The 26,006-nt window shown below is 67.9% G+C and carries 22 protein-coding genes and 5 pseudogenes; 11 read left to right on the forward strand and 16 right to left on the reverse strand.

Features of this window, described 5'->3' with window-relative positions:
• Positions 1–330: 330 nt before the first annotated feature.
• Both ACWC94_RS33525 and ACWC94_RS33530 read left to right on the forward strand, forming a co-directional pair.
• A pseudogene (locus tag ACWC94_RS33525) lies at positions 331–1,791 on the forward strand (alpha/beta hydrolase); the annotation flags it as partial.
• A 925-nt stretch (positions 1,792–2,716) separates the two neighbouring features.
• Entirely contained in the window at positions 2,717–3,397 is a 681-nt protein-coding gene (locus ACWC94_RS33530) for an Lsr2 family DNA-binding protein (protein WP_450801069.1), read from the forward strand.
• A 12-nt stretch (positions 3,398–3,409) separates the two neighbouring features.
• Here the strand turns inward: ACWC94_RS33530 and ACWC94_RS33535 are convergent, their stop codons facing one another.
• The 4 genes from ACWC94_RS33535 to ACWC94_RS33550 all read right to left on the reverse strand — a co-directional run bounded on the left by ACWC94_RS33535 (position 3,410) and on the right by ACWC94_RS33550 (position 8,042).
• Positions 3,410–4,378: a DUF6177 family protein gene (locus tag ACWC94_RS33535; protein WP_450801070.1), complete on the reverse strand. Its 969-nt coding sequence runs from the start codon at positions 4,376–4,378 to the stop codon at positions 3,410–3,412.
• A 439-nt stretch (positions 4,379–4,817) separates the two neighbouring features.
• On the reverse strand, positions 4,818–5,582 hold the full coding sequence (locus tag ACWC94_RS33540) for a hypothetical protein (RefSeq protein WP_450801071.1): 765 nt from the start codon (positions 5,580–5,582) through the stop codon (positions 4,818–4,820).
• A gap of 981 nt (positions 5,583–6,563) precedes the next feature.
• On the reverse strand, positions 6,564–7,643 hold the full coding sequence (locus ACWC94_RS33545) for a MerR family transcriptional regulator (protein ID WP_450801072.1): 1,080 nt from the start codon (positions 7,641–7,643) through the stop codon (positions 6,564–6,566).
• Positions 7,644–7,757: 114 nt separating this feature from the next.
• A complete protein-coding gene (locus ACWC94_RS33550; protein WP_450801073.1) occupies positions 7,758–8,042 on the reverse strand; it encodes a hypothetical protein in 285 nt (94 codons plus the stop codon).
• A gap of 230 nt (positions 8,043–8,272) precedes the next feature.
• Between ACWC94_RS33550 and ACWC94_RS33555 the strand changes: the two genes are divergently transcribed.
• Together ACWC94_RS33555 and ACWC94_RS33560 are read left to right on the forward strand one after the other, a co-directional pair.
• Positions 8,273–9,061, forward strand: coding sequence for a class I SAM-dependent methyltransferase (locus ACWC94_RS33555; protein ID WP_450801074.1), 789 nt, complete (start codon positions 8,273–8,275; stop codon positions 9,059–9,061).
• A gap of 316 nt (positions 9,062–9,377) precedes the next feature.
• Positions 9,378–9,857, forward strand: coding sequence for a Type 1 glutamine amidotransferase-like domain-containing protein (locus ACWC94_RS33560; RefSeq protein ID WP_450801075.1), 480 nt, complete (start codon positions 9,378–9,380; stop codon positions 9,855–9,857).
• An 80-nt stretch (positions 9,858–9,937) separates the two neighbouring features.
• Here ACWC94_RS33560 and murJ read toward each other — a convergent pair whose 3' ends face one another.
• Complete coding sequence (gene murJ, locus ACWC94_RS33565; RefSeq protein ID WP_450801076.1) at positions 9,938–11,524, reverse strand: murein biosynthesis integral membrane protein MurJ; 1,587 nt, start codon at positions 11,522–11,524, stop codon at positions 9,938–9,940.
• A 255-nt stretch (positions 11,525–11,779) separates the two neighbouring features.
• On the opposite strand from murJ, the pseudogene ACWC94_RS33570 reads away from it, so the two are divergent.
• Positions 11,780–11,869: pseudogene (locus ACWC94_RS33570) on the forward strand (dienelactone hydrolase family protein); the annotation flags it as partial.
• Positions 11,870–11,894: 25 nt separating this feature from the next.
• Positions 11,895–12,089, forward strand: a pseudogene (locus ACWC94_RS33575) (transposase); the annotation flags it as partial.
• Positions 12,090–12,241: 152 nt separating this feature from the next.
• Here the strand turns inward: ACWC94_RS33575 and ACWC94_RS33580 are convergent.
• Entirely contained in the window at positions 12,242–12,445 is a 204-nt protein-coding gene (locus ACWC94_RS33580) for a cold-shock protein (protein WP_071377710.1), read from the reverse strand.
• 650 nt (positions 12,446–13,095) lie between these two features.
• On the opposite strand from ACWC94_RS33580, the gene ACWC94_RS33585 reads away from it, so the two are divergent.
• Positions 13,096–13,560 (forward strand): BP74-related protein, encoded by a 465-nt coding sequence (locus ACWC94_RS33585; protein WP_450801077.1) that lies wholly within the window; start codon positions 13,096–13,098, stop codon positions 13,558–13,560.
• 283 nt (positions 13,561–13,843) lie between these two features.
• Here the strand turns inward: ACWC94_RS33585 and ACWC94_RS33590 are convergent, their stop codons facing one another.
• On the reverse strand, positions 13,844–14,230 hold the full coding sequence (locus ACWC94_RS33590) for a hypothetical protein (RefSeq protein ID WP_450801078.1): 387 nt from the start codon (positions 14,228–14,230) through the stop codon (positions 13,844–13,846).
• Between the two features lie 429 nt (positions 14,231–14,659).
• Between ACWC94_RS33590 and ACWC94_RS33595 the strand changes: the two genes are divergently transcribed.
• Positions 14,660–16,018 carry a pyridoxal phosphate-dependent decarboxylase family protein gene (locus tag ACWC94_RS33595; RefSeq protein WP_450801079.1) on the forward strand — a complete coding sequence of 453 codons (1,359 nt, stop codon included), beginning with the start codon at positions 14,660–14,662 and terminating at the stop codon, positions 16,016–16,018.
• Between the two features lie 542 nt (positions 16,019–16,560).
• The gene (locus ACWC94_RS33600) at positions 16,561–17,526 is read left to right on the forward strand and encodes an SGNH/GDSL hydrolase family protein (RefSeq protein ID WP_450801080.1); all 966 of its coding nucleotides are present in this window, start codon (positions 16,561–16,563) and stop codon (positions 17,524–17,526) included.
• 133 nt (positions 17,527–17,659) lie between these two features.
• Here ACWC94_RS33600 and ACWC94_RS33605 read toward each other — a convergent pair.
• The 3 genes and pseudogenes from ACWC94_RS33605 to ACWC94_RS33615 form a co-directional block, all read right to left on the reverse strand.
• A pseudogene (locus tag ACWC94_RS33605) lies at positions 17,660–18,578 on the reverse strand (DUF6891 domain-containing protein).
• 92 nt (positions 18,579–18,670) lie between these two features.
• Positions 18,671–19,330, reverse strand: coding sequence for a hypothetical protein (locus ACWC94_RS33610; protein ID WP_450801081.1), 660 nt, complete (start codon positions 19,328–19,330; stop codon positions 18,671–18,673).
• Between the two features lie 75 nt (positions 19,331–19,405).
• Positions 19,406–19,848 (reverse strand): annotated as a pseudogene (locus ACWC94_RS33615) (transposase); the annotation flags it as partial.
• Between ACWC94_RS33615 and istB the strand changes: the two are divergent.
• Positions 19,796–20,596, forward strand: a complete 801-nt coding sequence (istB, locus tag ACWC94_RS33620; protein ID WP_450801082.1) for an IS21-like element helper ATPase IstB — start codon at positions 19,796–19,798, stop codon at positions 20,594–20,596. The pseudogene ACWC94_RS33615 and the gene istB overlap by 53 nt on opposite strands.
• A gap of 14 nt (positions 20,597–20,610) precedes the next feature.
• On the opposite strand, the gene ACWC94_RS33625 is transcribed toward istB, so the two are convergent.
• Entirely contained in the window at positions 20,611–21,093 is a 483-nt protein-coding gene (locus tag ACWC94_RS33625) for a GNAT family N-acetyltransferase (RefSeq protein WP_450801083.1), read from the reverse strand.
• Positions 21,094–21,338: 245 nt separating this feature from the next.
• Here ACWC94_RS33625 and ACWC94_RS33630 point away from each other — a divergent pair, with 245 nt between their 5' ends.
• Entirely contained in the window at positions 21,339–21,833 is a 495-nt protein-coding gene (locus ACWC94_RS33630) for a DUF6417 family protein (RefSeq protein WP_450801084.1), read from the forward strand.
• 84 nt (positions 21,834–21,917) lie between these two features.
• Here ACWC94_RS33630 and ACWC94_RS33635 read toward each other — a convergent pair whose 3' ends face one another.
• The 5 genes from ACWC94_RS33635 to ACWC94_RS33655 all read right to left on the reverse strand — a co-directional run bounded on the left by ACWC94_RS33635 (position 21,918) and on the right by ACWC94_RS33655 (position 25,787).
• A complete protein-coding gene (locus ACWC94_RS33635; RefSeq protein ID WP_450801085.1) occupies positions 21,918–22,358 on the reverse strand; it encodes a hypothetical protein in 441 nt (146 codons plus the stop codon).
• Positions 22,359–22,447: 89 nt separating this feature from the next.
• On the reverse strand, positions 22,448–22,729 hold the full coding sequence (locus ACWC94_RS33640) for a hypothetical protein (RefSeq protein ID WP_450801086.1): 282 nt from the start codon (positions 22,727–22,729) through the stop codon (positions 22,448–22,450).
• 128 nt (positions 22,730–22,857) lie between these two features.
• Positions 22,858–23,460 carry a GmrSD restriction endonuclease domain-containing protein gene (locus tag ACWC94_RS33645; protein WP_450801087.1) on the reverse strand — a complete coding sequence of 201 codons (603 nt, stop codon included), beginning with the start codon at positions 23,458–23,460 and terminating at the stop codon, positions 22,858–22,860.
• Between the two features lie 442 nt (positions 23,461–23,902).
• Complete coding sequence (locus tag ACWC94_RS33650) at positions 23,903–25,381, reverse strand: zinc-ribbon domain-containing protein (protein ID WP_450801088.1); 1,479 nt, start codon at positions 25,379–25,381, stop codon at positions 23,903–23,905.
• Positions 25,382–25,430: 49 nt separating this feature from the next.
• On the reverse strand, positions 25,431–25,787 hold the full coding sequence (locus ACWC94_RS33655) for a hypothetical protein (protein WP_450801089.1): 357 nt from the start codon (positions 25,785–25,787) through the stop codon (positions 25,431–25,433).
• Between the last annotated feature and the right edge of the window lie 219 nt (positions 25,788–26,006).

Below are 26,006 nucleotides of genomic sequence, written 5' to 3' on the forward strand. Positions count from 1 at the left end.
CGCGGCGGTCCCCCCGTATGGGGGAGAGGGAACCCACCACTGGGGGAGGCCGCGGGATCCTCTCGACTGCCAGGGTGGCTTCGTCATCAGCATCGACGGCCATGACCTCGCGAAGGACCGCGGTGGCGTCCGGGTGACGGACCGGCTCACCGTCACCGTGCGGTCGGTGCGGGACACGACCCCGGCATCGAGCTTCCCGGCGCAGGTCAGGGCCCCCGATGGTGACCGGCCGCGCAAGGTCGTGTGCATTCGTGCGCAGGGCCCACCGGGGGTCACGCAACCCTGCGGATGCCGTAGTCGGCCATCACACCTCTATCACCGGAGACAACGATGAAGCACAAACTCGCCGTGGTACTGGGCGTCCTTTCCCTCAGTGCGACATGCCTCGCCGTCGCCGGTCCAGCGTCAGCGACAACGCTCTCCTGGACTCCGTGTGCTCAGCCCGATGGCCCCGCAGACCAGCAGTGCGCTGATCTGTCCGTCCCCGTGGACTACCGGAAGCCGGACGGCGCCCGCCTCACGTTGCGCGTCACCCGCCTGGTCAGCGACCGTCCGGCCGCCCGGCGCGGCACCCTGCTGGTCGTCCCGGGCGGCCCGGGCGGCTCCGGGGTCGGCGCGCTCGCCCACACAGGACCGGCGCTGCGCAGGGCCTTGCACGGCGCCTACGATGTGGTCAGCCTCGATCCGCGCGGGGTGGGTGGCTCCACGGGCGTCGGCTGCGGGCTGAGCGCCGATGACCGGGATGTGATGAATCTGCGCAGCTGGCCTGGTTCCGGTGGCGATATCAGCGACAGCGTCGCCCGAGCCCAGCGCATCGCCGGCGCCTGCGCCCGCAACGGCGGTGCGGTCGTACGCAGTTACTCGACGGTGAACGAGGTGCGCGACATCGAGCGCCTCCGCCAGGCCATCGGTACTGCGAAGCTGGCGATGTACGGGGTGTCGTACGGCACGTATGTAACCGCCGCCTACGCGCAGAAGCACCCCGAGCACACCGACCGGGTGGTGCTCGACAGCACCGGCGACCCCGACCCGGCGCGAGTGGAACGCGGTTGGCTCGCCAACACGGCGGTCGGCGCCGGCGAGCGGTTTCCCGACTTCGCCCGCTGGGCCGCAGCCCCCGCCCGCGACCGCGACGGGCTACGGCTAGCCCAACGCATCAGTGAGGTACGGCCGTTGGTGCTGGCCCTCGCCGTCCGACTGGACCGCATGCCACGGGTGACCACCACGCCGAACAAGCCGCTCACTGGCAACATCCTGCGCCAGGCCGTCCAGCAGGCGCTCTACAACGACGTCAACTTCCCCTGGCTGGCCCAACTGATCAAGGCAGCCGCGGACCCCCACGCCACACTCGCCCTGCCCCCCGGATACGCCACGCCGATGCCGGACCGCGACGCCGCCGTATTCACGGCGACGGAATGCAACGACGTGAACTGGCCCCACGACGTTCGCAGCTACGCCCGCGTCGTGGCAACCGACCGCATCCGCCACCCGCTCACCGCAGGGCAGCCGGTGAACATCACCCCCTGCGCCTTCTGGCACACGGAGCCGACCGACAAGCCTGTCCACATCACCTCGGACGGGCCGTCCAACATTCTGATGCTCCAGAACCTCCGGGACCCGGTCACGCCCTACTTCGGTGCCCTGCGCATGCGGACCGCCCTCGGCGACCGCGCCCGCCTGGTCACCGTCGACCACGGCGGCCATGGCGCCTACCACGCCAACGGCAAAGCCTGCGGCGACCGGGCGGTGACGGAGTTCCTCCTGACCGGGCACCGCCCGACGGCCAGCGTACGTTCAGGGCTGGTTCGACGCCGTGATCCGACCTGCTGCCAACTACCCCCAGAACAACTGGGGATGGTCGTCCTCACTGGGGGTGTGGCTGGATGCCTCCAAAAGCCACGGCCGGGGCAAGGCCTTACGTCACACCATCGCCGAGAACCTCCACTTTTTCGCCAGGTTCCCTTTCTGGGGGACGCTGGAACTGGTCGAATACGCCGAGCACGCCGCCCGAACGGCGACGGGAACTCCCCGGCAACGAGCTGCCGATGCCACGGCTGAGGCCCTGCGGTGGGCGTGGGCCCGTCACGCCGACAGACTCGGCTGGGACGACGCCGAGTGGTACGAGTACGTGGATGTGCACGAGCTGATCGGCTGGACGATGGCGGCGCTGCAATTTCCCGGGGTGAGGCCGTCCCAGGCTGCCGACCGGGTGGAAGAGATCGCCGGACAGAAGTGGGACGACTGGTCACCGTGGGCGTCGGATGAACTACCGGCACCGTTCATTGCCCGGGCGGCGCAAGCTGTGGCGGACTGTGTGACGACAGGCGCGGCTCCGTCTGCCTCGGAACGGCCCCTGCAATCGCCGTGGCCATCTGGCTCCGAACATGATCGACCGGACAATTCCTAGCGGAGTTGCTCATCAAACGCTCGCAGTGTGTGATGGGGCTTGCCGGGTCCGGTGGGTGGACGAGTGCGGCCACACGTGTCTTCGAGGAGAGGGGCCAGCCGGTCGAGGTCCGGGATGCGGGTCCGGCACATAAAAGTCCCACCAAGGATGGCTTGCTTCCTGGTGTCTTGCTGTCGGTGCCATCTATTGGGGTTCATGATCGCGAACCGGGTGGCTGTATGCCCGTGGGCTGGGAGTGAGCACGGGGGAGAAGTACGGGTATTGGGTTGCACGATACCGGGTGCTGATCCGACGCAGGGACGGAATCGAATGACCCTTCTCGAACGCCTGACCGAGCTTTGCCCGCCCCCCGCTCCTGTGCAGCCACCGGTCAACTGGGCAAGCGTTGAGTCCGCGCTCCGGCTACGTCTGCCCGAGGACTACAAACAGCTCACAGCTGCCTACGGCCCCGGACGCTTCGCCAACTTCCTCTGGGTCTTCGACCCGCGACACACCTCGGTCCACGTCAACCTGATCAGCCCAGCCCAGGATCGCACCCGAGAACAGGTACGTGACGACTATGCCCGGGGAATCTATCCCGCTCCGGTCGATCCTGACCTCCTGCTTCCCTGCGGGGGCACGGACAACGGCGAGGACCTCTTCTGGATCACCGATCCCAAGAACGATCCGGATGCCTGGACCATCGCCGTCAACGAAGCACGCGGACCGCGCTGGTACACCTTCGACGGGAACCTGACCCAGTTCTTGGTCGCCGTACTCAGCGGCACCACGACCGTCCCGCAGTTCCCCGAAAGTCTCTTGGAAGGTGGGGTCGACTTCAAGCCTTCCCGCCTGGACCGATGGTCTCCGCCCCTCCCACCAGTGACCCCTCCCGCCAACACCGACGAAATCCGCAACTGGGCGCGCGCGAACGGGTACGAGGTTCCGATGCGGGGCCGCATTCCCGCAGAAGTTCGGCAAGCGTGGGAGCAGGCGCATCAAGGCGACTGACCGAGTTGGCTGTCAGTGTTCCGCACGTCGTCGAGGTGGAGTTGACACACCCCGGCCAGAAACCCGAGAACTGGACGCGATGGATCTTGTAATCGACCCGCCGCGCGGAGTCGCGCCGATTCTGCTGGGCATGACGCTGGACGAGGCGCTCGTCGCAGTGCCCGACTGGGGTGAGCCCCGGGTGCTGCGGCGCCCGAGCCGGAACTCGGCGAAGGCGTCCTGGACTCTCGACCATGTCGGCGTACAGGCCCTGGCCGAAGGCGGGACCCAGGTAACTGCGATCGACTGGGGCAGCAGCTCGATCGGTGCTCGCTCGTCGGCGGCGTAGCCAAGAGCCAGGGCGATGTGCTCCTTGACGCCCCCTTGCGTGTGAGCGATGCGCAAGGCGGCGATCGCAGGGCGGTCGGCTGTACCTACGGCGACAGCCCGGGTGGACTGGGACTGGCGGGCGCGGCTGCGGGCCAGGTCAGTCAGTTGCCCTGGCGACCAGGGGACGTTGACGGGCTCAGCGGTGGCCCGTCCGGCCGGCGGCAGTCCGGTGAGGGTCTGCCAGGCGTCCTCCAGAGCGCCACCGAGTATCAGGTGCTCCTGGGCGGGATGGATGGTGCGGATGGACGGCAGCAACTGCCGTTCACCGCCCTTGCCAAGCGGGGGTTGGAAGGCGTCCGCGATCCGGGGGCCGTTGTCGGTAGCCGGGCTGAAACGTCCGTCGTGCCAGCGCAGTACGGCTCCGGAGAGGCCGTCGTAGTAGCCGTTCTCGGGGTGGCGTACGACCCAGCGTGCGGGAATGCGCTCCAGCACGGTGCGGGTGGGCAGGCTCAGGCGGGTATTGGGGGACGTGACGAGATACAGCTCCCGTCGGCCCCGCGCCACCGTTCGCACCGCCTCGGTCAGCCATGTCGTGGCGGCAACGACCGGGCGGTCGTAGATGACGATGACGCTCTTGTCGGTCAGCACATCCGCATCGGTCAGTACGTCCACGTCAGCGGGCGGGCATTTCTGCATTGACAACCCGGCCGTTCTCGAACGCTTTGACCATCACCCGCCGAACTTCGCGCTCCGTCCACGTCGGCGGGCAGAACAGTCTCGTCAGCACCTTGATGGCCCACCATGGTTACAGCCTGGAGGACACCATGGCCCAGGCCGTCACTCTATGCAATCGCATCATGGCCCTCTTCCTCCGGCTCCGCGACCGACTCACCAGCGAGGCGAGCCCCGCACTGGCTAGGTTCCTCCAAGATGCCGGCAACATGCTCGCCAACGTGACATGGACGCACGCCAACAGCGCCCGCTACGGAGACATCCCGCCCCTGACCCTCACCGCCGAGTGCCCTCCCGGACTCGACACGGGTCCACCCGCGATCCCCTCCACTGCGTGTACCTCGCCGAGCGGACCCTTGCAGCGGCATGGTCAGAATCCTCAGTGGGCTGCTGCGACCCTCGGCGCCGCGTTGGTCGGTTGGCGGAACTGTGGGAACCGCTCGGCCTTCGGGTCCAGCACGTCGATCAGGGTGATGAGTTTCTGCTGGAGTTCGGCAAGCCGGGGCACGGCCTGCGCGGTCTGTCCGGCGAGCCGGTCGATGTCCTCAAGGAGCGGGGTGAACCATTTGCGGAAGACGTCGTCGCCGTCGAGCTTTGCACTGAATTCGGCATACCCCAGGCACCTGCGCCGGCCCGGTTCTCCGTCCGGGTGCACCATCAGCTCTCCGAGGGCCCGCTGCTCGACGCGCCAAACGCGCAATATGTCGGCGGCCGACGTAGTGCGATTCAGAACTGTGCTGATGGACGAGATGACCGTCACGGCGCTTCGGTTGGCCCGTGACCGGCCGAGATCGAGGAACTGGACATCCCGTCGCAGGATCTCCACCCAACCCAAGTACTCGGCAAGCACGAACGCCGTGCTGCGGCGCACGTACTCGCGCTGCTCCTGCGTGCCCTGCAGGTGAAAGGAAGTCATGAATCCGCGGGAGGGCCCAGGCGAGAGGTCGGTCTGATGGCCGTGCAGGATGTTGTACAGCCTGGACTGCAGGTCGTAGGCGGCCCAAGCCAGCGAGCCTCCATAGGAGTCCATGAGGTTCCGCTGTTCCAGCAGTCGCAGGCGTCGCTGCGTCCAGTAGCCGAGCGCCGCGGTCGTGGCTGTGCCAGCCAGTGCTACGAACGCGGACACGAGCGTCAGCGCATCCACCGCACTACCCCCTCGATCTCATGCAGTTCGTCGCTCGTCTGCGTCAGTCCACGCGTGGGGACGACGAGCACGGAGCGTACCCCGAACCGCGCCCGTCGCCTTCCGGAACCAACTTGCGCAACGTGAACCAGGACCTCCCGGTCCCGGCCCCTGGAACGTTCCCCTGGCCAGCTATGAGGCGCAATGGCTGCGTGCAACCCCTGGGAACGCGACCAACGAGATCGCCGCTGAACTGCTCGAGGTCAGACCCCAGCCCGTTCCGACCGAAGACACGCCGCGGACTGGGCACTGCGCGCCGGCTCCTCCCGCGCAGCAGGGGCGATCGGAGCACTGCCTCAACTGGCAAGCGTATACCTCGCAGTGCACACGGTCCGGGAATCCAGCAATGGCCTGGGCGAACTCGACCAGATGGTACGCGCCTGAGGTACCCAGCCCGCGAGACTGCCGGTCACGCTTGACCGACTGGCGGCAACAGGAGTGCTGGAGTCATGGCAGGCCTGCCCGGACTCGGGAGATCTGCAGTGGATCCTCGCACGCGGCACGGGAACCGGCGTCGGTGATCACCGGCGGGAAGCGCGAGCATCGAGATCAATGTCAGTGACTTTTGATGTCACTCTGGTGCTGCGGGGATCGCCCGCTTGCTTCTGATAAGGGCCGGAACGTCCGCGTCAAGAGCGCCTTCGGCGTTGCCTGCTGTCCTGTCCCGGAGAACTGTGGGCAGGGTGAGGCTCTGACTTGGGGTGCCTGGAGTTGAGTGGGACAGCGCGGGTGGCGGTGTCCCACTCAACTCCAGGCAGCGTGATGTTCATCCGCGGAGCCAGGCCAGCAGCCGCCGTGGAGTCGGTCGCGATGCGCTGGCTGCCATGGTCCGGGGACTCGGCTTGGCTCTCCGGGCTTGTCGGGCGAGCCGGTGTTCGTCGGCTTCGCGGATGAGTTCTTGAGAGCGGATCTGGTGCGACTCGAAGTGCATGCCACTCGCTCCTACTGCTGGAGCTCCATGACGTCGGCGACCACGCAGCTGACGTTGTCGGGGCCGCCGGAGCCGTTGGCGAGGGCGATGAGTTCGCGGACGGCCTGCTCGGGTTCGCTGATCTCGGCGAGCACTCGGCGTATGTCTTGGGCCGGCACGACGGTCGACAGACCGTCGGAGCAGAGCAGATATCGATCTCCCCGCTGGGCGTCGTGAAGGCGCATGTCAGGGGTGGTATCGGCTGCTTGGCCCAAGGCCCGGGCCAACAGCGACCGTTGAGGGTGGGAGGCGGCTTCTTCCGGGCTGAGGCGTCCTTCGTCGACCATCGTCTGGACCATGGTGTGGTCGTGGGTGATCTGGAACAGTTCTCCGTCGCGCAGGAGGTAGACGCGGGAGTCGCCGATGTGGACGAGGGCCAGCTGTGACCCGGTCCAGAGCATCGCGGTGAGGGTCGTGCCGGTGCCTTCCGGTGAAGAGCCGCTCCCGGCGATGTTGCGCACGGCCTGCTTGGCCTGTTCGATGACGTCTTCGAGGACGTTGAGGAGATTGCCGGCTGGGATGCTGTCGGTTTCGAGGTGCTTGAGCGCGCCGATGGCGGCTGCGCTGGCAGGGGCTCCTTGGCTGCCACAGCCGTCGGCGACGGCGAGCAGCCGGGGTCCGGCGTAGGCGGTGTCCTGGTTGCTCTCGCGGACGAGGCCCGTGTCGGACAGAGCGGCGTAACGGATGCCCAGGGGCTTGGCGGTCAGAGACATGGCGGGGTCCTTCCAGGACAGGTGGTCGATGAGGAAGGTGGCCAGGTCCCGCCGTGCGGCGGTGTCGGCCTCGGCCTGGGCCCAGAACGCGCGGACCTCCTGGGCCGCCGCGGCTGCCTCCAGTGTGCAGACGTGTTGAATGCGGGCCAGGGGCATTCCCAGGCGGCGGAGCCAGGCGACCAGCCGGGCCTGGTCCAGCTGTTCCGGTGAGTAGAGGCGGTAGCCGCTCACCGGGTCGACGCGGGCGGGGGGCAGCAGGCCGAGCTCGTCGTAAAGACGCAGTGCCTTCGGCGACAGCCGGGACGCCTTCGCGAACGCCCCGATGGTCAGCAACCCCATGCTCGCTCCTCCTCATGTCGGGCACGTCGCCCGGCCCCACGGATGCTGTGGGCTCCCCCAAGGTGAAGGTCAACCAGGGTTTCTGCTTGGCCCCGTCCGATGGTCTCCCATCGGTCAGCCAACGCCCCACCAGGTCACGACAGCCAGAACGAGTGGGACAGGACACGCCACCGCAGTCAGCAACAGCCGACGTCCGGCCGGCGTTATGCGACGCACCCCGGGCACAGAGGCAAGCGCGGCGAGCAGTGCGGCACCGCCGGCCACGCCCGCCGCGTACTCCGCGAGAAGACCCCCGACGGCCGCCCCTTCCGCCGCGCCCCACAGGGCGACCATGCCGACCAGGAAGGTCAGCCATGCCATCGACAGGGCCGTGGCAGCGCCGAGCAGAGCCGTCAGCAACGTGACCCCTGGACGAAGGGGTCGGCTTCCACGGGCCGTAGAGCCTCGCGTAAGTCTGAGGATTCATGAGCCGGTGATCGTCGGCAGTCCGCGCGCACTTCATGAGGCGCTCTACTCGACCAAGCGCGTAGACGTACTCACTTCGGCTGCTCCAGGCGCGATCTTCAGGGATGTGAGGGCGATCGGGAGCGGTCCGGAACCGAACTGGTGCAGCACAAGTCTCCCGCACCATGATCTCCAACGAGCACCACGAGCACGCGAGTTCCGCCGGGGGCACCTCGCCGTCCGCAGTGACTGTGGATCCTCGGAAGGTCAACGACTACAACAGCTTCGCCGAGGCGTACACCGCCGAAAATGAAACCAACCTCAACAATGCCCACTACGAGCGGCCCGGGATGCTGACCCTCGCTGGAGACGTGGCCGGCCGGCGGATCCTCGACGCCGGCTGCGGTTCCGACCCCCTGTTCGCGGCGCTGCGCGACCGTGGCGCCATCGTGAGCGGCTTCGACGCGAGTGCTGGGATGCTGGAGCTGGCACGGCGGCGGCTCGGCGACGGTGCGGACGTGAGGGCGGCCGACCTGGGCGGCCGGCTTCCCTACTCTGATGACACGTTCGACGATGTCGTCGCGTCCTTGGTGCTGCACTACCTGGAGGACTGGGGGCCGGCGCTGGCCGAGCTGCGACGCATCCTCAAGCCCGGCGGTCGGCTACTCGCTTCCGTCGACCATCCTTTTGCCGTCAACCTCAGGCACCGCCAGGCCGGCCGTGAGGCCGAGTTCAACTACTTCGACACCACCAACTGGACCGAAGAGTGGACCATGGGCGGCCAGACCGCCCTGATGAGTATCTGGCACAGGCCGCTGCACGCGATGATCGAGGCCTTCATCGGGGCCGGTTTCCGGATAACGGTCATCAGCGAGCCAGAGCCTGATCCAGCCGCTCGTGAGCTGTTCCCTGAGGTCATCGCGGCCAAGCCGCGCTTCCTGTGCTTCCTGTTCTTCGTCCTGCAGGCTGGCTAGGACATTTGTGATGTTGTGGTCAACCGGTTGTCTTAGTGCCCGTTCCTGCTGCAGCCGTGACGTGGTGTCGGCTGCGACGCGTTGGCGAACGGCTGGTTGTTGACGCGCGCGGCCAGCACCTTGGAAAGGACATGATGAAGCTTCTCCTCACCGACTCCGGTACCAAGAACGCGAGCATCCAGGATGTGCTCGTCGATCTCCTGGGTAAGCCGATCGCCGAGTCCAGCGCTCTCTGCATTCCCACTGCGGGGTACGGGGGCCCGGCGCCGATCCGGGCGGGCCATGGCGATTCATCAGCGGACGGTCGCCCAGCCCCATGACCGAGCTGGGGTGGAAGTCGGTGGGCGTGCTGGAGCTCACGGCGCTGCCCAGCATTGACGAAGCGCTCTGGGTCTCCTGGGTTCGGGAGGCCGACGTCCTGCTGGTCAATGGCGGTGACGCGTTGTATCTGTGTCACTGGATGCGGGAGTCCGGGCTGGCTGAACTCCTGCCGTCGCTGCCCGACATGGTCTACGTGGGACTCAGCGCCGGGAGCACGGTGACGACCCCCCGCGTCGGGGAGGAGTTCGTGGGCTGGAAGCCGCCCGCTGGCGGCGACAGCGCGCTGGGCGTGGTTGATTTTTCGATCTTCCCGCACCTGGATCATCCGGATTGTCCGGACAACACCATGGCCGCGGCAGAACGATGGTCGGCTGGGATCGCGGGGCCGGCGTATGCGATAGACGAGCAGACGGCCATCAAGGTGGCCGACGGCGCCGTCGAAGTGGTCTCCGAGGGCCACTGGAAGTTGTTTTAGCTAAGGACCGGGGCGGCAAGGTCGCGGCGTCGGTGCGAGAAAGCTCTGTCGATACGCCCGGCGCCCCCTGCGGCTACTGGTCAGCCCAGACCGGGCAGACTCCGCAATTCCGAGACGCGGAGCAGGCGGGCCAGCAGCACGAACAGCACCAGCATCGTGACACCGCCGGCAGCCAGTGCCAGCGCAGAGCCGACGACGGGAGCAGGGACGGCACCGGAGCAGATGCGGGCCACCGCCCAGCCGACGGCGCTGGCGGCCCCCGCCGCAGCCGTGAGTTTCCCGTACGTACGCACGAGCCGCTTGCCGTCCAGGCGGCCTTCCAAACGGCGGCGCAGCTTGAGCCCGGTGACGAGCAGGCCGCCGGCGTAGGACGCTGCGTAGGCGGCCGCCATGCCGATGACGGCCCAGCGCGGGGGCAGGAAGAGGTGGCAGCCAGTGGCCAGGATGATGTCGAGGCCGGAGATCCAGACCGCCATCCAGAAGGGGGTGCGGGTGTCCTCGAACGCGTAGAAGCCGCGCAGCAGCAGGTACTGGGCGGAGAAGGGGACCAGGCCGAGTGCGAAGGCCTGCAGCATCTGGCCCAGTGGCTGTGCCGAGGCCGCTCCGCTGCTGCTGTAGGAGAACATCACCGTGGCGATCTGCGGTCCGAAAGCCAGGAAGAAGAAGGCGGCCGGGACGATCGCCACACCGGTCACCCGCAGGCCACGCGACAGGTCCTCGCGGACGTCGCCCAGGCGATGCTCGGCCACCGCTCGGCTCATCCGCGGCAGCATCGCGGTGACCACCGAGACCGTGATGATGCCCTGCGGGAGCATCCAGATGTTCTGCGCGAAGAAGTAGGCACTGTTGCCGGCACCGGCCCCCTGCGCGACGGCGTCCACCGCGTTGGCGTAGCGCGTCACCACTGTCAGGGCGACCTGGTTGACCCCCACGAACAGCAGGGTCCAGCGCGCCGCAGCCACGCTCTTGCCCAGGCCCGTACCGCGCCAGTCAAAGCGCGGGCGCCACCTGAACCCTGTTTCGGCGAGATACGGGATCAAGCAGACCGCCTGCAGAGCAATCCCGATCGTGGTGCCGATCCCTAGCAGCCGCACCTCGGCCGGTGTCACGGACGCGGCATCACCGGGAGCCGACACGAGCCACCGGTACAGGCCGAACATGGTGATCAACACGACGTTGTTCAGGACCGGCGTCCACATCATCGCCCCGAACCTGCCGCGGGCATTGAGGACCTGGCCCAGCATGAAGAACAGCCCGTAGAAGAAGATCTGCGGCAACAGGAACCGGGCGAAGGCCACCGTCAACTCGAACAGTTGGTGATTGCCCGGCGTGTCCGGCATGTAGAGGCTCACGATCTCCGGAGCGAGGACCACGCCGACGACGGTCCCGACTGCAAGCACGCTCAGCACCAAGGTGACCAACCGCTGCTCATGGGCCTGACCGCCATCAGCATGCTCGGTACGCGCCCGGACAAGTTGCGGCACGAGCACCGAGTTCAGCGCACCACCGATCAACAGCGTATAGAGACTGGTTGGCAGGGTGTTCGCAGTGTTGTACGCGCCCCCGACCGCCAGCGTCCCCAGCGCGGCGGCCTGCAGCATCAATCGGAACATCCCCGTTCCGCGCGACACCATGCTGCCCACCGCCATCAATGCGGACGAGCGCATCAGGCCCCCGGACGCGGCCCCCGAACGACGCCTCGCATGCCGGCGCCGCCCAGAGTGATCCGTCTCCGCCGCCGTGCCCCCTTGATCAACCATGGCCTCAACCCTAGAACCGCGAAGATCACTTCGGAGACTGGTGTCGAAGAACGTTTGCCGACAGGCAGCCCGTGCCCTGGTGGTGCAGCCGGGACAGACCACCGTCTGCCAGCGGCAGAACACCGGCCTGACCGGGCTCGACGATCACTACGCTCCAGTCCCATGAGGACGATTACAACGCGCACGGTCGAGTACCCGGCCGACGGTCTGACGATGGTCGGGCACCTCGCGCTCCCGGCCGGTGTCGACCGCCCCGCGACCTGGTCGTGCGTGCTGGGATAATCTCAACACCCGCCGGGCTGCCGGGATGCGCGAGTACGCCGCCGCACAAGACTGGCTCACTATCGTGCAACTGGCCTCTTACGCACCGGATTTGAACCCGGTCGAGGGCATATGGCCGCTGTTACGGCGCGGCCCGCTGGCCAACACTGCCTTCGCCGACGACGAGCACCTCGAACGCACCCCCCGGCGAGTCCCGAAGACCCTCATGGGCGGGACGTCACCAAGGAATCCAGCTGCGCACAGCACGACGCCCCGCCGTCCGGACCGCGCAGGTCTGGAGGCGGGACGAGACGGGCGAGCCCCGGCCGGTGAATGCACTGGCCGGGGCTCGCCGCGGCGTTGCTAAGCGGGAGTGACGTTCTCGGCCTGCGGGCCCTTCGGGCCCTGGGTCACGTCGAAGTTCACCACCTGGTTCTCTTCGAGGGACCGGAAACCGCCAGAGTTGATGGCGGAGTAGTGGACGAAGACGTCGGGACCGCCGCCGTCCTGGGCGATGAAGCCGAAACCCTTCTCCGCGTTGAACCACTTCACAGTGCCGGTAGCCATGTGCCTGTCTCCTTCGAGGGGACTCGTGTCGGGCCCCACACCGTGCGGGATCCGGAGGTGATCGCCCTGGTCCGGAGAGGCGTTGAACAGCAAAAACGCCCGTGACGGCGATCACGGGCGAACGGGACTTCGGAACCACGACTGCTAATCACGACGCTACACCGGTTGGTCGAGCTCGGCCACAAAGACTCGCGACGGCAACCGCCCCCGTGGGTCGACCGGCCGCCACCGGCACCCCGTGCCGGTACGGCTCCTGGCCAAGGCCGTACAACCAATACTGCTCATTTTCCGTTCGGAGGCTTTCCGGGGCCAGGCTTCCCCAGGCCGTTGGCGGCCGGAGGTCGAGGTTGTCGATGATCGAGAACAGGGCGGCCACCGAGCGGCTGCGCAAGTACCGCATCAGCGCGGTCGATCGTAGGGGCGAGTGGTCGACGCACTGATTCAGCCACTGCGGCCGTCGCGTCCTGGCCGTCCACCATGACCCTGTCCTGGCGCCCCGGACGCCGCCAATGACCCCGGGCTCGCGGGGAGGGCCGGCGGTGGTCACCCCTGCGACATCAGTTCTACTGGATGCTCACAACAACTGATTCAATACTTTTCGTGTTCGGTCGTGTACATGCACGACGCCCGGAACCGAGGAGAGAACCCCCATGCGACTCGTGTTCACCAAGGCCGCCGTCCTGGCCGCCGCCGGCATGCTGGCCTTCGTCGCGGCACAGCCCGCTCGAGCCAGCAGCCCCAACAACCAGCCAGTCCGCGCCGCTGCCGAGGCCCCCGCGTACTTCGTGATGACCGACATCACGCGGGAGGAGTTCGTCATCAAGCTGACCAAGCCCGGGGACATCGAGCACGCCCGCGAACTCGTCACCGGCGAAACCACCGACCGCCCCCACCTGGTCTCGCGGATCGTCCACCGGCAGGCTGACTACAACTCGCGCTGGAGCTACCACACCAACCCGGACACCACCCAGTTCTTCGACAACTTTATCGAGGTCTGCGACTCGACCATCCCGTACGTCGAGGACCACCTCGACGAGGCCGGCGGCGCCTTCCTGCCCGGCAACGTCTGGTGCGACTGGACCTCGCGCATCATCAGGGAGATCCCCGCCCCGTAGGTGACCGACCGGGCCGGCCAGCGCCGTGCACGTCGCGCCGCCCGGCCCCACGCAGGACTGTTCGGGCCGGCCGTGAAGGCCGGCCCGAACACAGGTCAGCCGGTGGCGGCGCGGGGCGAGGAGGCCGGTCACCTCGGCGATCGCCTCCGGTGACGGCCTGAAGCACCGCTTCCGGCCGCGCACAGGTCTCGTGGCTCAGCGGAGCGGTTGCGGCTGGGAGACAGACCCCCTGTCCTGCCGGCCCACGGATGGTGATGGCCTCCAGGACCCAGGGGTGATGGCGTCAGCGGGCCTGGTTCAGCGCCCGGGCCAGTTCCCGGTTAGCCGCTCGCGCAGCGTCGAATTCCTCGGTCCGCTCATCGAGCCGGCCCCTTATGTCAGCCAGGTCTTGTTCGAGCAACATGATGCGACATTGAAGCTGGTCGATGTCGGCGGACGCGCCAAGGCCGCATTCCTGCCACGCGGTGTCACCGAGGCTCTGGGAGAGACGCTTCTCCAGCTGCCGGACCCGGACTGCCAGCCGTCTGCTTCGCTCCAGCGCGTTGGTCAGATCTGCCCGCAGCGAGGCCCGGCTGACGGCCGCGATCCGGCCCTCTTCTGGTGGGGCGGCTGCGGCGGCGTGGACGCGTTCGAGGACGTCGCGGTGCCGGTAGAGGTAGGTGCGGTCCACTCGTGCCGCGCGGGCCAGGCCTGGCCTTGTTCATGAGTTTCCAGTTTCAACAGCACTCATGCGCCGGAGTGTTCGATTCCCTGCGGCGCCAGTCTCGGTGTGCTGTCGCAAGGGGATCGGCTGCCTGTCCTGTTGCCGGTGGCTGTGTCGAGTCCTGCAGGTTCGCGTGCCCGAGGGCGGGTCCTACTCGTTACGATCACGGTCCTCGGTGGCTGACCTTGGGCCGTGCGACGACGAAGGGCACTACACGCCGTCATGACCCACCGTTTTCGTGACCTCGCTCCGGCTCCGGGCAACGAAGCCGTCCCCTCTCTGGACCAGATGCCGCCGGGAGTCCACCCGAAGGTACTGCGGGACGAACTGGTGGCTGCCGCGGAGTGGGTGTCGCAGTACCTGAGCAGCCTCCCGGCCGGCTCAGTGAGCCGTCCCATGTCTCCGCAGCGGCGAACCCGGCTGCGCGAGGCACCGCTGCCCCGCACCGGTGCGGAGCTGGGAGGGGTGCTGGACTTCGTGCGCGAGGAGATCGCGCCCTTCCCGACGGGCAACGGGCACCCCGCGTTCTTCGCCTGGGTCAACTCCCCGCCCTCACCAGCCGGGATCATCGCCGAGTTGCTGGCCAGTGCCATCAACGCAACCTGCGGCATGGGCGAGAACGCCCTCATGGACATCGAACGCGGCACCGTGCGAACGCTCGCCGACCTGGCCGGGCTGCCCGACACCACAGGCGGGGTGCTGACCAGCGGCGGCTCCATGGCCAACCTGCTCGCCCTGGCCACCGCCCGCACCTGGTTCCTCACCCGGCGCGGCTCCGGTGACGGCCCCGCCTACGACCGCGACCACGCTCGCCTCGCCCTCTACTACAGCGCCCAAGCACACATGTCCGTCGTCAAGGCCGCCGCCTGCATCGGCCTGCCCGCCCACCGGCTGCGCCCCATCCCCACCGACGGCCAGGACCGACTGGAGCCCGCCGCCCTGCGCGCCGCGGTCACCGGCGACCTGGACGCCGGCCTGCTGCCGTTCTGCACTGTCACCACACTGGGCACCACTGCCACCGGCGCCGTCGACCCGCTCGAGGCGGTCACCGACCTGTGCCGACGCACGGGGATGTGGCACCACTCGGACGGCGCCTGGGGCGGACTCGGCGCCGCCGTCCCGGCCCTGGCGCCCCTCTACCAGGGTGTCGGGGACATCGACTCGCTGACCGTGGACCCGCACAAGACGCTCAGCGTGCCGGTGGGATGCGGAGCACTGCTGCTCCCGGACCCCGAGCACCTGCACACGGCCTTCGCCCACCGCGCCTCCTACCTCACCACCGGCGAACCGGACGCGCTGCCGTGGCTCTCCCACGCCACCATCGAGCTGACCCGCCCCGGCACCCGCGCCCTGGCGCTGTGGGCCACCCTGCACCACCTCGGCCGGCCCGGCGTCACCACCCTGATCGAGCACTACCTCACGCTCGCCGACCAGCTGCGAGACAAGATCACCGATCACCCCCGGCTGGAACTGTTGGCAGGTGGCCCCTGGCCGGTCGCCTGCTTCCGCATCACCCACCCCGGCGGCGAGCCGGACGACCTCCACGCCCGCGTCGCCCACCGCGTCCGGGCGGGCGGACGCGCCTACCTCGCCACAGTGTCCGTACAGGGCCACACCGTCCTGCGCGCCTGCCTGTGCAACTACCGCACCACCACCAACGACCTCGACCTGCTGATCCGCGAAGTCCTCCACGCCGCCGACGCCGACAACCCACCACCGCCCGTCGCGAACGAGCAGCTGACACACAGCCAATGATCACCAGCGCCACCGCCATCGAAGGTAACCACCGACACCAAGCTGTTTCAATGCGTTGGCCTCAGGCTGCTGTCCGAACTCGTGAACATCTGCTGTCGAAACTGCGGCTCTGGCACAACTTCTGTGAAGCCACACCACCCGGGTTTGTGTCTGCCTCGGATCAAGCTGCTGACCTGCCGTTTCCCGGCGTGCTACGGCCTCAGACACCGAGCTTCCACTCGACACCACAGGAGTCGTGCCAGAGCCGAAACTGCTGCACATAGCCAGCTGGAGGAGCTTGTCGGTGATCGAGAACAAGACAGTCACCGCGAACGTGCACCTCAGGCCGGGATTACCCAGTCAGTCAAGGGTCTCTCCGGAGCGGGCAAGTGTCGCGCCAAGGCGGTCGCGAATAGAGCGTGTCCGGTCGACAGGTGGAATCCATGTCCCCCACACAGACGCATCCCGTGGCTTGCCGACTACTGACCGTATTGAATCTAGTGCGTTAAGTAACGGTCTCCTTATGGTCAAAGCGTCGCCAACACCGCATCCCTGGAGGATCCGTGGCACGCTTCCGCACTCGACTGGCCCTGCTCGGCTCGGCCGCAGCTCTCGCCGGCGCTCTTGTCCCCCCGCAGCTCGCCGGCATGCAGCCCGCCGCCGCAGCCGAGGAACACCAGTGGGTCGCCCTGGGCGACTCCTACACCGCCGGGGTCATCCATGCCGCGGGCGGCGTCTTCGAATACCCCCGCAATGGCTGCGAGCGCACCGACCGGTCCTACCCCCAGGTCATCGACCGCGACCTCGGCGGTCTCTTCGAGCTGACCAACGTCAGCTGCGGCGCCGCCACCATCGAGAACGTCACCGACGAACCCCAGCACCCGATCGGCCGTCACCTTCCGCCCATCTCCGAGGACCCGGACTACCCCTTCCCCCCGGTGCCCCCTCAGTCCGACGCGGTGGACTCCGGCACCGACGTCATCACCGTCGGCGTGGGCGGAAACACCCTCGGCTTCGCCGACATCCTCATGAAGTGCCCGGAGCTGGGCGGCGACAGCGACGGCAAGGGCACCCCGTGCAAGGACGCCCTGGGCGCCGGCATCCCGGCCCGGCTGCACAGGGTGCGCCAGGAATACGACCGGATGCTGCGCGTACTCCACGAACGCGCCCCGCACGCGAAAATCCTGGCCATCGGCTACCCCACCATCGTCCCCAAGGACACCTCCAAGTGCACCTTCGGCGACCTGACGAAGTTCGGCACAATCACCCAGGGCGACCTTAACTGGCTGCGTAAGGACGTCCTGGAACCCCTCAACAAGGCCATCGACGACTCGACCGGCACCCAGGAAGCCGCCAGCTTCGTCGACCTCTACACCTCCTCCCACAACCACAGCGTCTGCGACGACCACAAGTGGGTCGAAGGCTTCGTCACCCTCCCTGACCAGCTGTCCTTCGTACACCCCAACGCCCTCGGCCACCGCAACGCCGCCGACCACGTCGAAGAAGCGATGCTGAGCGCCATCAGCTGAGCGTCCCCGCACCCGGCACCCGGCACCCGGCCGACGATCCGACAGCGAACTGGCCTCCGGCACCAGCCAGAGGCCAGTTCCGCAATCCTGGGTACGCCCACTCCTGACTGGTCCGAAGTCAGTTATGAGCCTTCTAGCCGACGAGGCGGCGGCGCCAGGCCAGTGGGGTGACGGTGATGGCCCGGCCTGGGTCACGGTCCCACTCGACGTGGAGGCCGGCTGCTTCGAGGGCAGCCACGACCTCGTGGCCGATGGCAGCGGTGGTCTCGGACGAGCCGTCGAAGCCGCCATAAAGGAGCATGAGTCCGTGGCCGGCTGCGGCGGCATCTGTGCACTGGGTGTGGAAGTAGACGTAGCCGCGGGCGTCGGGCTCGCCTTCACCGCCGATCTCGGACTGGCCGCAGCTACGGCAACAGGTGAAGTTCTCGCGAGGCCGTGATGCCGGCCTCCCGCAGGGTGGTGAACGCGCGGGTGAGCCGCTCAGGGTCGGTCTCGCCTTGCCACTTGGCTTGCTCCGCGACGCGCTCCAGCCACAACCGATCAGCCAGGGCTTGTGCCTGCTCGCGCGAAACGGGTCGGCGGTCCCTGGTGACTAGGTACTCCTCAGCAAGCTCGGCCAGTTCGGCACGGGAGGCGTAGCCGCTGACCAGCACCTCGCGGACGCGCTTTTCCAACCCCTTGCGCTCGTCTTCATCGAGGTCGAGCGGCGGCACCTCCTGGGTGGGCCCCATGTCCAGCAGCGACCAAGCCAGAGCACTGCCCCATCCGGCCTCCTGGCGTGCCCAGCCGGTAATCGCCGCAATGACGACCTCGGGCCTGTCGGCCGCCGCCTGGAAGTGCCGATCAGCGGCACCGTCCCGGTGCTCCAACGTGTAGTCACCACCGGCCTGGTGCCAGACCTGGGCGAAGACGTCAGGCAGGTCAGGTATCCGCTGGACCACCAGGAACCGGTCACCGTCACCGCCGATGCGCCGAACCAGCCCGGCCAGCTCCTCGGCGGACACGCGGACGTGCCGCCCCCAGTTCGCCGTCTCCACCACGATCTCGAGCATGCACAGACTCTGACACACCCCTCTGACGGCGGACCTCCCCGGACCCGCGATGCCACTGCACGGTGACAGCTAGGGCCTGTTGCGAAAGTGGATCAAGAGTCGTGGTCGGCTTGGGTGGCTATCTGGTCTGACCAGCCGCGCGACAGGGGGAGATAGCCGGATCGGAGCGCGTCGCGCTGTTCAGTCACCCATTGCTCAACCTGGTCTGCGGATTCCGCGACGGGCTGATTCGTGGTGTCGAGCAGGTGGGTGCGCCATCGCCGATCGTCAGCAGTCCACTCGGTCCAGCGGTGCCAGGCCATACGGTGCCAGCTGTCGTCGATGATGACGTCGGGCCGGTACCGGGGATCCTCGGCGTGCTGGCGGTGCCAGGCGGCCCAGCCGAGGAAGGCGTCAACCGCCGGAGCGTCCCATCGGCCCGAGTCGCGCATGGTGAGCCTGTCGCGCCGGACCTCACTGGACACGTCGACCAGACACACTGCGATTCCGTCCAGCAGCGGGGCGGAAGGGCTGGCCAGGACCTCTCCCATCGGGGACTGCCCGGTCAACAAGAGGTCGACGCCGCGGTCCTGATACTCCAGTGCGCGACGTACCCACCTCTCGGTCATGCGGTCGCGCCACCGGTGATCGGCGCCTTCCGGTACACCGAGCTCGTCGAAGTCGTGCACGGCGACCCGCTCCAGCCGCTCGCCCACGGCATAGGCGAGCGTGGTCTTGCCCGAACAGCTGGAGCCGGTCAGTTTGAGCAGCATCTGACCAGGATGGCAGGTCAGTAATGGTGTCCTCGAAAGGTTTTCTGCGGGACTTTCCGCGCCCGCTCAGGCTTGTCACAGCCATTCGTTGATGGCGGCGATCAGCACGGTCGCTTCGTAGCGGACGGCGAGCTTGTCATACCTCGTGGCCACGGCTCGGTGGCGTTTCAGGCGATTGATCCCGCACTCCACCGCGTGTCGCTCCTTGTAGTCGTCCTTGTCGAACTTGGGCGGGCGCCCGCCGCGGGAGCCGAGCTTCTTGCGGTTGCGGATCTGGTCGGCCTTCTCCGGGATCGTGCAGCCGATCCCGCGTCTGCGCAGGTAGGCTCGGTTGGCGCGGGAGCCGACGCCTTATCTGCACGGACCTTGTCCGGCTTGGTGCGGGGCCGGCCCGGACCGGTGCGAGGTACCCGGATCCCCTCCAGGACTGGCTGCAACTGCGGGCTGTCATGGCGCGGGCCGGCCGTGACAAGCAGCGACAGTGGCTTCTGCCCCTGCTCCACGGCCAGGTGCAGCTCAACCTTCAAGAGGGCTGGTGGCGCATCTTCCGCAAGACCGCCCTGGCAGGACGCTCCTTCGGCGATCGCGACCACATCACCCACGCCACCCGCGTCGCCACCGACCAGCTCAACGCCCGCGCCAGACCCTGGATCTGGGGCAAGCCCACACCACCCACCCGAACTCTGCCGCATCCGGGCCGCCCACTTCCCGCGCGAGAAGTCGCTGCGCGAGTTCGACTACCCCGCCAACCCCAATGTTGACCCGGCCGTCATCCACAGCCTCGCCACCTGCGACTGGATCACCAAGGGCTACCCGCTATGTCTGATCGGGGACTCCGGCACCGGCAAACCCCACCTGCTGATCGGCTTGGGCACCGCGGCCGCCATGGCCGGCTACCGCGTCCGTTACACCACCGCCGCCTCCCTGGTGAACGAGCTCGTCGAAGCCGCAGACGACAAGCAGCTCGGCAAGGCCATCGCCCGCTACGGGCGCGTCGACCTTCTCGAAATCGACGAGCTCGGCTATCTCGAACTCGACCGCCGCGGCGCCAAGATGCTCTTCCAGGCTCTGACAGAGAGGGAGGAGAAGAACAGCATCGCGATCGCCTCCAACGAGGCGTTCACCGGCTGGTCAAAGACCTTCACCGACCCTCGGCTCTGCGCAGCGATCATGGACCGGCTCACCTTCAACGCCACTCTCATCGAGACCGGCACCGAGTCCTACCGCCTTGCCCGGACCAAGGCGAAGAGCAACGGGATGAAGTAGCACCTCATCGGCCATCACGGATAGGAAGTGGTGCGGGCAACGTGGGCGTGAAGCAGACGAGGCGATGATTCGAATCCGTGCCGACAGTAGGCCGGGACTGCGCGAGGACTGGAGTGCACGGTGACGCGCTCGAGCCCGAGCTCCCGAGCACGGTCCAGGACCGCATCGATGAGCCGGCCGCCCAGGCCACCATCACGTTCGGGAGGAACGACATACACACACTGCAGGTCGCCCGATGCCCGGTGCAGGGCACGCGGGCTGGGCACCCGCGGAAGGACCGCCAGCCAGGCCATGCCGATGATCACCTCATTGCGGACCATGACCATGCAGCGATGCGACGACGTGTTCCCTCTCGCCCACGCGACGAAGTGCTGCATGAACTCCTCACGCCCGGTGACAGGAACGTCCTGATTCTCAAGGATCCACTGCCATCGAAGTTCAGCGATGGCGTCCAGTTCATCAGAGGTGGCCGGACGAATAATGACGTTGTTGTCCACCCGCGCATTGTGCTGCCGTCCGACCACTGCCGTCATCACCACAAGGCGGTCCCACGGCGACCGTGTTTCGCATCCCCGCTGCCCCGGTGGTCCCAACTCGAACCGCTTGCCGGAGCCACTTCACAACACCTGATCTTCACGAAGCAACCGCAAACTGGGGCCAGTTGGAGTCGCCCCGGGTGGAGCCAAAAAACCGGTGGGGCTGGGTGCTCTTGGGAGGCCTACCGCCACACCAGCAGCAGGCAGTGGAGAGCGCAGCAGGGCGGGGGCTGGCGGAACTGGCCGACCGGGAGATGCGCGCGGAGCTGTCCGCCTACGAGGGCCGGCCCATCCTGTGGGCGGCGCGGCTCTCCCCCTCCGGCCACGACGTGCTGACCTACACCGACGCCAGCCCGGCCCCCGCGCCACCACACGACGATCCTGCGGAGGGTGAGACGCTGGTCGAGCTGCGCCCGTCGGAGATGGATGCGCTGCGCGTGTACGTGCGGATCGGAGCACTGCTGCGTATACCGCCGGCCGCGGGCCTGGCAGAACGGGTGCGCACAGCGTATTTCGACCGACCGGGCAACCGCTGGTCGCTGCGCCTGGACGCGGAGCAGATCGAGTCGGTGGCCTACGCCTTCTACCTGCGCTCGATGGGCGGTTCTGTCACGGAGGCGAACAGGTTCGCTCGGGAGTACGGCGTCGCCTTCCGCCCGGACCGGTCGACGGGCGGTCTGCGGCTGACCCGGCTGCGCTGACCCGGATACTCCTGGTCCGTTCGTCGGCTTCGCAGCCGCTCCAGCCACATGCATCTGCAGGCCTTCGGCTGCTGCGCGGATCCGTCAGGCGCTGGGGGGCATCGGTTCTGAGCTGGCCTGGGCTTCCAAATGCGCGGCAGCATGCGCGAGTTGTTCGGCGCTGCCCTTGAGCCGGCTCCAGTCGTGGTTCTGGGCTGCTTGGAGACACTGCGTGAGGTGAAGGCGCAGCGCTGAGTGTGCGTCGACGAGGTGCTCTTCCGAGGCCATCTGCTGATTGGCGTCCGGCAGCGGTGCCGCAGATGTTGAGTCCCGGCGTGCTGCCCGACGTTGTTCGGCAGCACGGATGGACTCTCGGAAGCGTTCTACCTCGCGTAGACCCGCGGCACGCGCGGCCTGGCCGCCGGGGCTGATGGTCTTTGCCCGCCGGCCTTTGGACTTCTTGTCTTTCGGCCCGCTATGGTCCCCGCTGGTCAGCTGGACGCGCTTGGACGAACCGTCTCGACGCTGCCTTCGGCCGCTGGTCATGCCCACACGCTACCCACGCCAGATCCCAGCAGAACAGGGATCGTGAGCAGTTCCGGCCTGCCACCAGGCCGGAGTGCTGATGCGTCGGGTCAGGTGGCCGTGGCGCCCTGGCCGTGTCGGATGCGGTCGAGGAGGTCACGGTGGTAGGCCGCGAGGCCCTCCTCGGGGATGGGGGTGGGGCTGCCGGTGAGGGTGTACCACTCGTCGGCGCCGGTGTACTGGAGGTTGACGTGTGCGGTACGCCCGTCAGGGTCGGGAGTGGTGCGGACGGTGAGGTCGCCGGTGATGACGCCGACGTCGTCGGTCATCACTCCGCCCGGCCCGGCCGTGACCTCGTCCTGGTACCAGGCGGTGTCCGGGGCGTCGCTCATGCCTCGCACGTGTCCAGCATCTCGTTCAGTTTGTTCTTCTCCGCCTCGGTGATGTTGAGGTGGTACACGTACTTCACGTGGGTCCAGGCCTTGCTGTACGTGCACCAGTAGGAGTGCAGGGGCGGGGCTCACTGGTCGGGCGACTGATCGCCCTTGGCCCGGTTGCTGGAGGCGGACACCGCGATCAGCTGGGGTTCGATGAGGTCGTTGGCGAACTTCCGGCGCAGCGTGGTGTCCCACTCGTCCGCGCCGGAGCGCCGGGCGTTGGCCAGGGGCACGATGTGGTCGATGTCGAGCTGGCGGGCGGAGGTGAATTCCTTGCCGTCGTACGCACTGACCCAGGCGCCGGATGTTGCGCGGCACTGTTGGTCCTGGACGACGTCCTGGCCGTCGCGGGCGAGGACGACTTCGCGGGTGTCGCAGGTCCCGTACTGGATGATCCAGTGCGGGAACTTTGCCCGCGAGTATCCGGCCATCGAGTGCGGGGCGGCGACGTTGAGCTCACCGAGTTCCTTGCGGACGATCTCGGCGGGCAGGTCCCGGCGCGCGGTCGCGGCGTTCGCCGTGTGGTGGGCGGATGCAGGTGTGGCGGCGGCGGGAGCAGCGGCGAGGGGGGGGCGAGGAGTGCGGTGGCGGCCGCGGTGGTCAGGGCGAGCTTCGCGTGGATCCGCATGCGGTGATCTCTCTTGTCCGGCAGGGGAGTTGGCCGCAAGAGAGATAGCGGCGAGCACGCTGCCGGTGTCGGTGTGCTGAGGCGGTGTCACCCGAACGGCGGGCGGGAATTCACCGCAGAAACGATCACGCGATGGATGCCATGGAAGTGACCGCGGTCGCCGCAGCGAGACTGAGCCGTGGACGACTGGTAGGGCGGCGTTGGGCTCTGTCTCTGCCCGGCAGAGGGACGGCCGCAGGCGCTGATTCAGCACCGCAACCAGGCTCCAACGCAGGCGGCTGGTCGGCCGCGTTCAGTTCCTCATGGGTGCCCTGTACCGGCCCGGTCCTGGGGCGCGGGCACAGCTCGCCGTCTGCTTGCTTATGAAGCTGGGGCGGGTGACCCTCACCGAGGCCAAGACGGCACCCGGCTTCGGCTGCCTGCCAGTCTCACCACAAGGCAGGCTGCACACCCTCTATCCGGTCGAGCTGGGGAGGGGAGGTGCGGCAGTGGGCCGGGGGTCAGGGATCAGGCGTTGCGCCGGCGCAGCACCCATACGGCCCGCCCCTGACGTAGGTGCGAGCACGCCGACGTGTCTCCTCAGGCCATGACGTGAGTGACATGAGGTGCTCGATGACGATGCTGGCGGCCGTGAACGGGTCGGCCAACAGCGGGACGACGACGTCGCTGCGCCGGGTGGGCTGCAACGGTTCTTCACGTACCCGCACCACTACCCAGTCGGGCCGGTGACGCTCTATGGCTTCCGCCTTGAGTCGGTCACGTTCTTCCGTATCGCGGTGCCAGTACGAGCCGTCGAACTCCACCACCACCGCCCCGCCTTCCTCCGCCGGGAAGAGCATGTCGAGCCGGAACCGGGCCTGTGCAGTGCGAAGCGGGTACTGCTGTTCCCCGCCCGCCAGGACGTACTGCAGTTCGGTGAATAGCTCTGTCTCCTGCCGCGAGACGTTGGTCCGCTTCCGGCAGCGTGGGCAGCCCTGCCTACCCATGAACACATGAGCGACCTGAGCCGACCACGGCTCGTGCCCGGCGGGGCACAGCCACCAGACGGGCACATTGGCGCCGGCGGTCACCTCGGCAGGGGTCAGGGCACCGTTCAGCTGCGGGTGCCACAAAGCCGCGATCTCGGGGCTCTCGTACGCCAGGGCCCGGTAGCGCACCCGGCCGGTACAGGCGTGGCACTTGGCCAGGCCGCGGACCCGGTGGAAGACCTTGGCACGGAACTCACCGGCGCACACAGCACACTTCCACCAGACCAGGCGGTGAGACCCGGCAGTGATTGTGTCGGCGGTCAGGGCGTCGTTGCGGGCGGGATGCCACTCCGCCGCCAGGTCTGGACGCGCCTGCGGCAGGGCCGGGGAGCGCCGCTTTCCGGCGCAGTGCGGGCAGCCTGATCCGGCGATAGCGCGGTGGTACACCTGAGCTTCCCAGCGGTGGCCCTGAGCGCAACGCCATCCCATTCGGACCCGCGAGTTGACGAGCAGCTCAGCGACATCGACCGGGGCGGTGTCCGGGTCTACCTGCACGAAAAGCTCCGGTATGCCGGACAGGAGACCGGCAGGTGCATCACGGCCGGTGCGGGCGCAGGTGGGACAGCCGGTGCCGCGGCTGCGGTTGGATACGCGCGCCTGGTACTCGTGGCCGACCGGGCAGAGCCACCACACCTTTCGCTGGGACCCGGGCCCGACACTGTCCGGCGAGACGTCGTTGCGCGGGTGCCACTCGTTCATCAGATGAGGAGCGCGGTCGCTGAGCTTGACCCGCCCACGCGGTACATACCCGGCGCACTGCGGGCACCCGCTGCCCGCGACACGGGAGTGCACCTTGGCCTTCCAGACGTGTCCGGTATCGCACCGCCAGAACGCCGCCTTGTGAGACCCAGGGCCGATCAGCGCCAGATCCAGGTCGGTGTTCAGGGTCGGATGCCACTGTGCGGCGATGGCCGGATGTTCGAGGATCAGGAAGCGGGTGCGGCGTGTCATGGGCACGCACAGTAGGCCGCGTCACTGACAGGCCCCTGCGACCAGGTCATCAGCGTCGGTGGCGCCAGTGCTGGTGTGCTTTCAAGACCTCGTAGCTCCACGCGGTGCGCTGCTGGGAAGCCGAGCGGCCCGTGGGAAGGCCGAGCTGTTCGGCGATCGCGGGGAAGCGGGGGTGCATCTGCCGATCGCCGACCGTGACCAGCGCCGACAGCAGCGGTTCGCCTTCCTGACGGTCCTCATCCACCAGCCACAGAAGGACGCTTTCATCGTCGCGGTGGAGACGGGGCAGCCCCGGCAGGCGCTTGCGGATCGCGGGCCAGCTGGTGGTGGCGCCGGCGCGGGCGGTCTGCTCAAGCAACGGCCGCAGTTCGGTCGCGATCTCCCACGGCTGCCCGGCCTCCAGCACCGCCGGCTGCGCCGAAGAAGGACCCGGTAGAGACGAAACTCCACACCGCCGTCTGCTCCGGCAAGGTGACCTTGGCCGCGGCGCAGCAGGCCATCGTCACCGACTGGACTACCGCCCTGTCCACGCTGGGCCTGAACTGACCCTCCCGGGCAGGCACCGGCGCCGCCCCCGAGGCTGCTCCATGAGAGACTGCGCGACCTGCGTGGAAAGCAGGCCGGT

This window comes from Streptomyces sp. NPDC001135 (assembly GCF_053598395.1).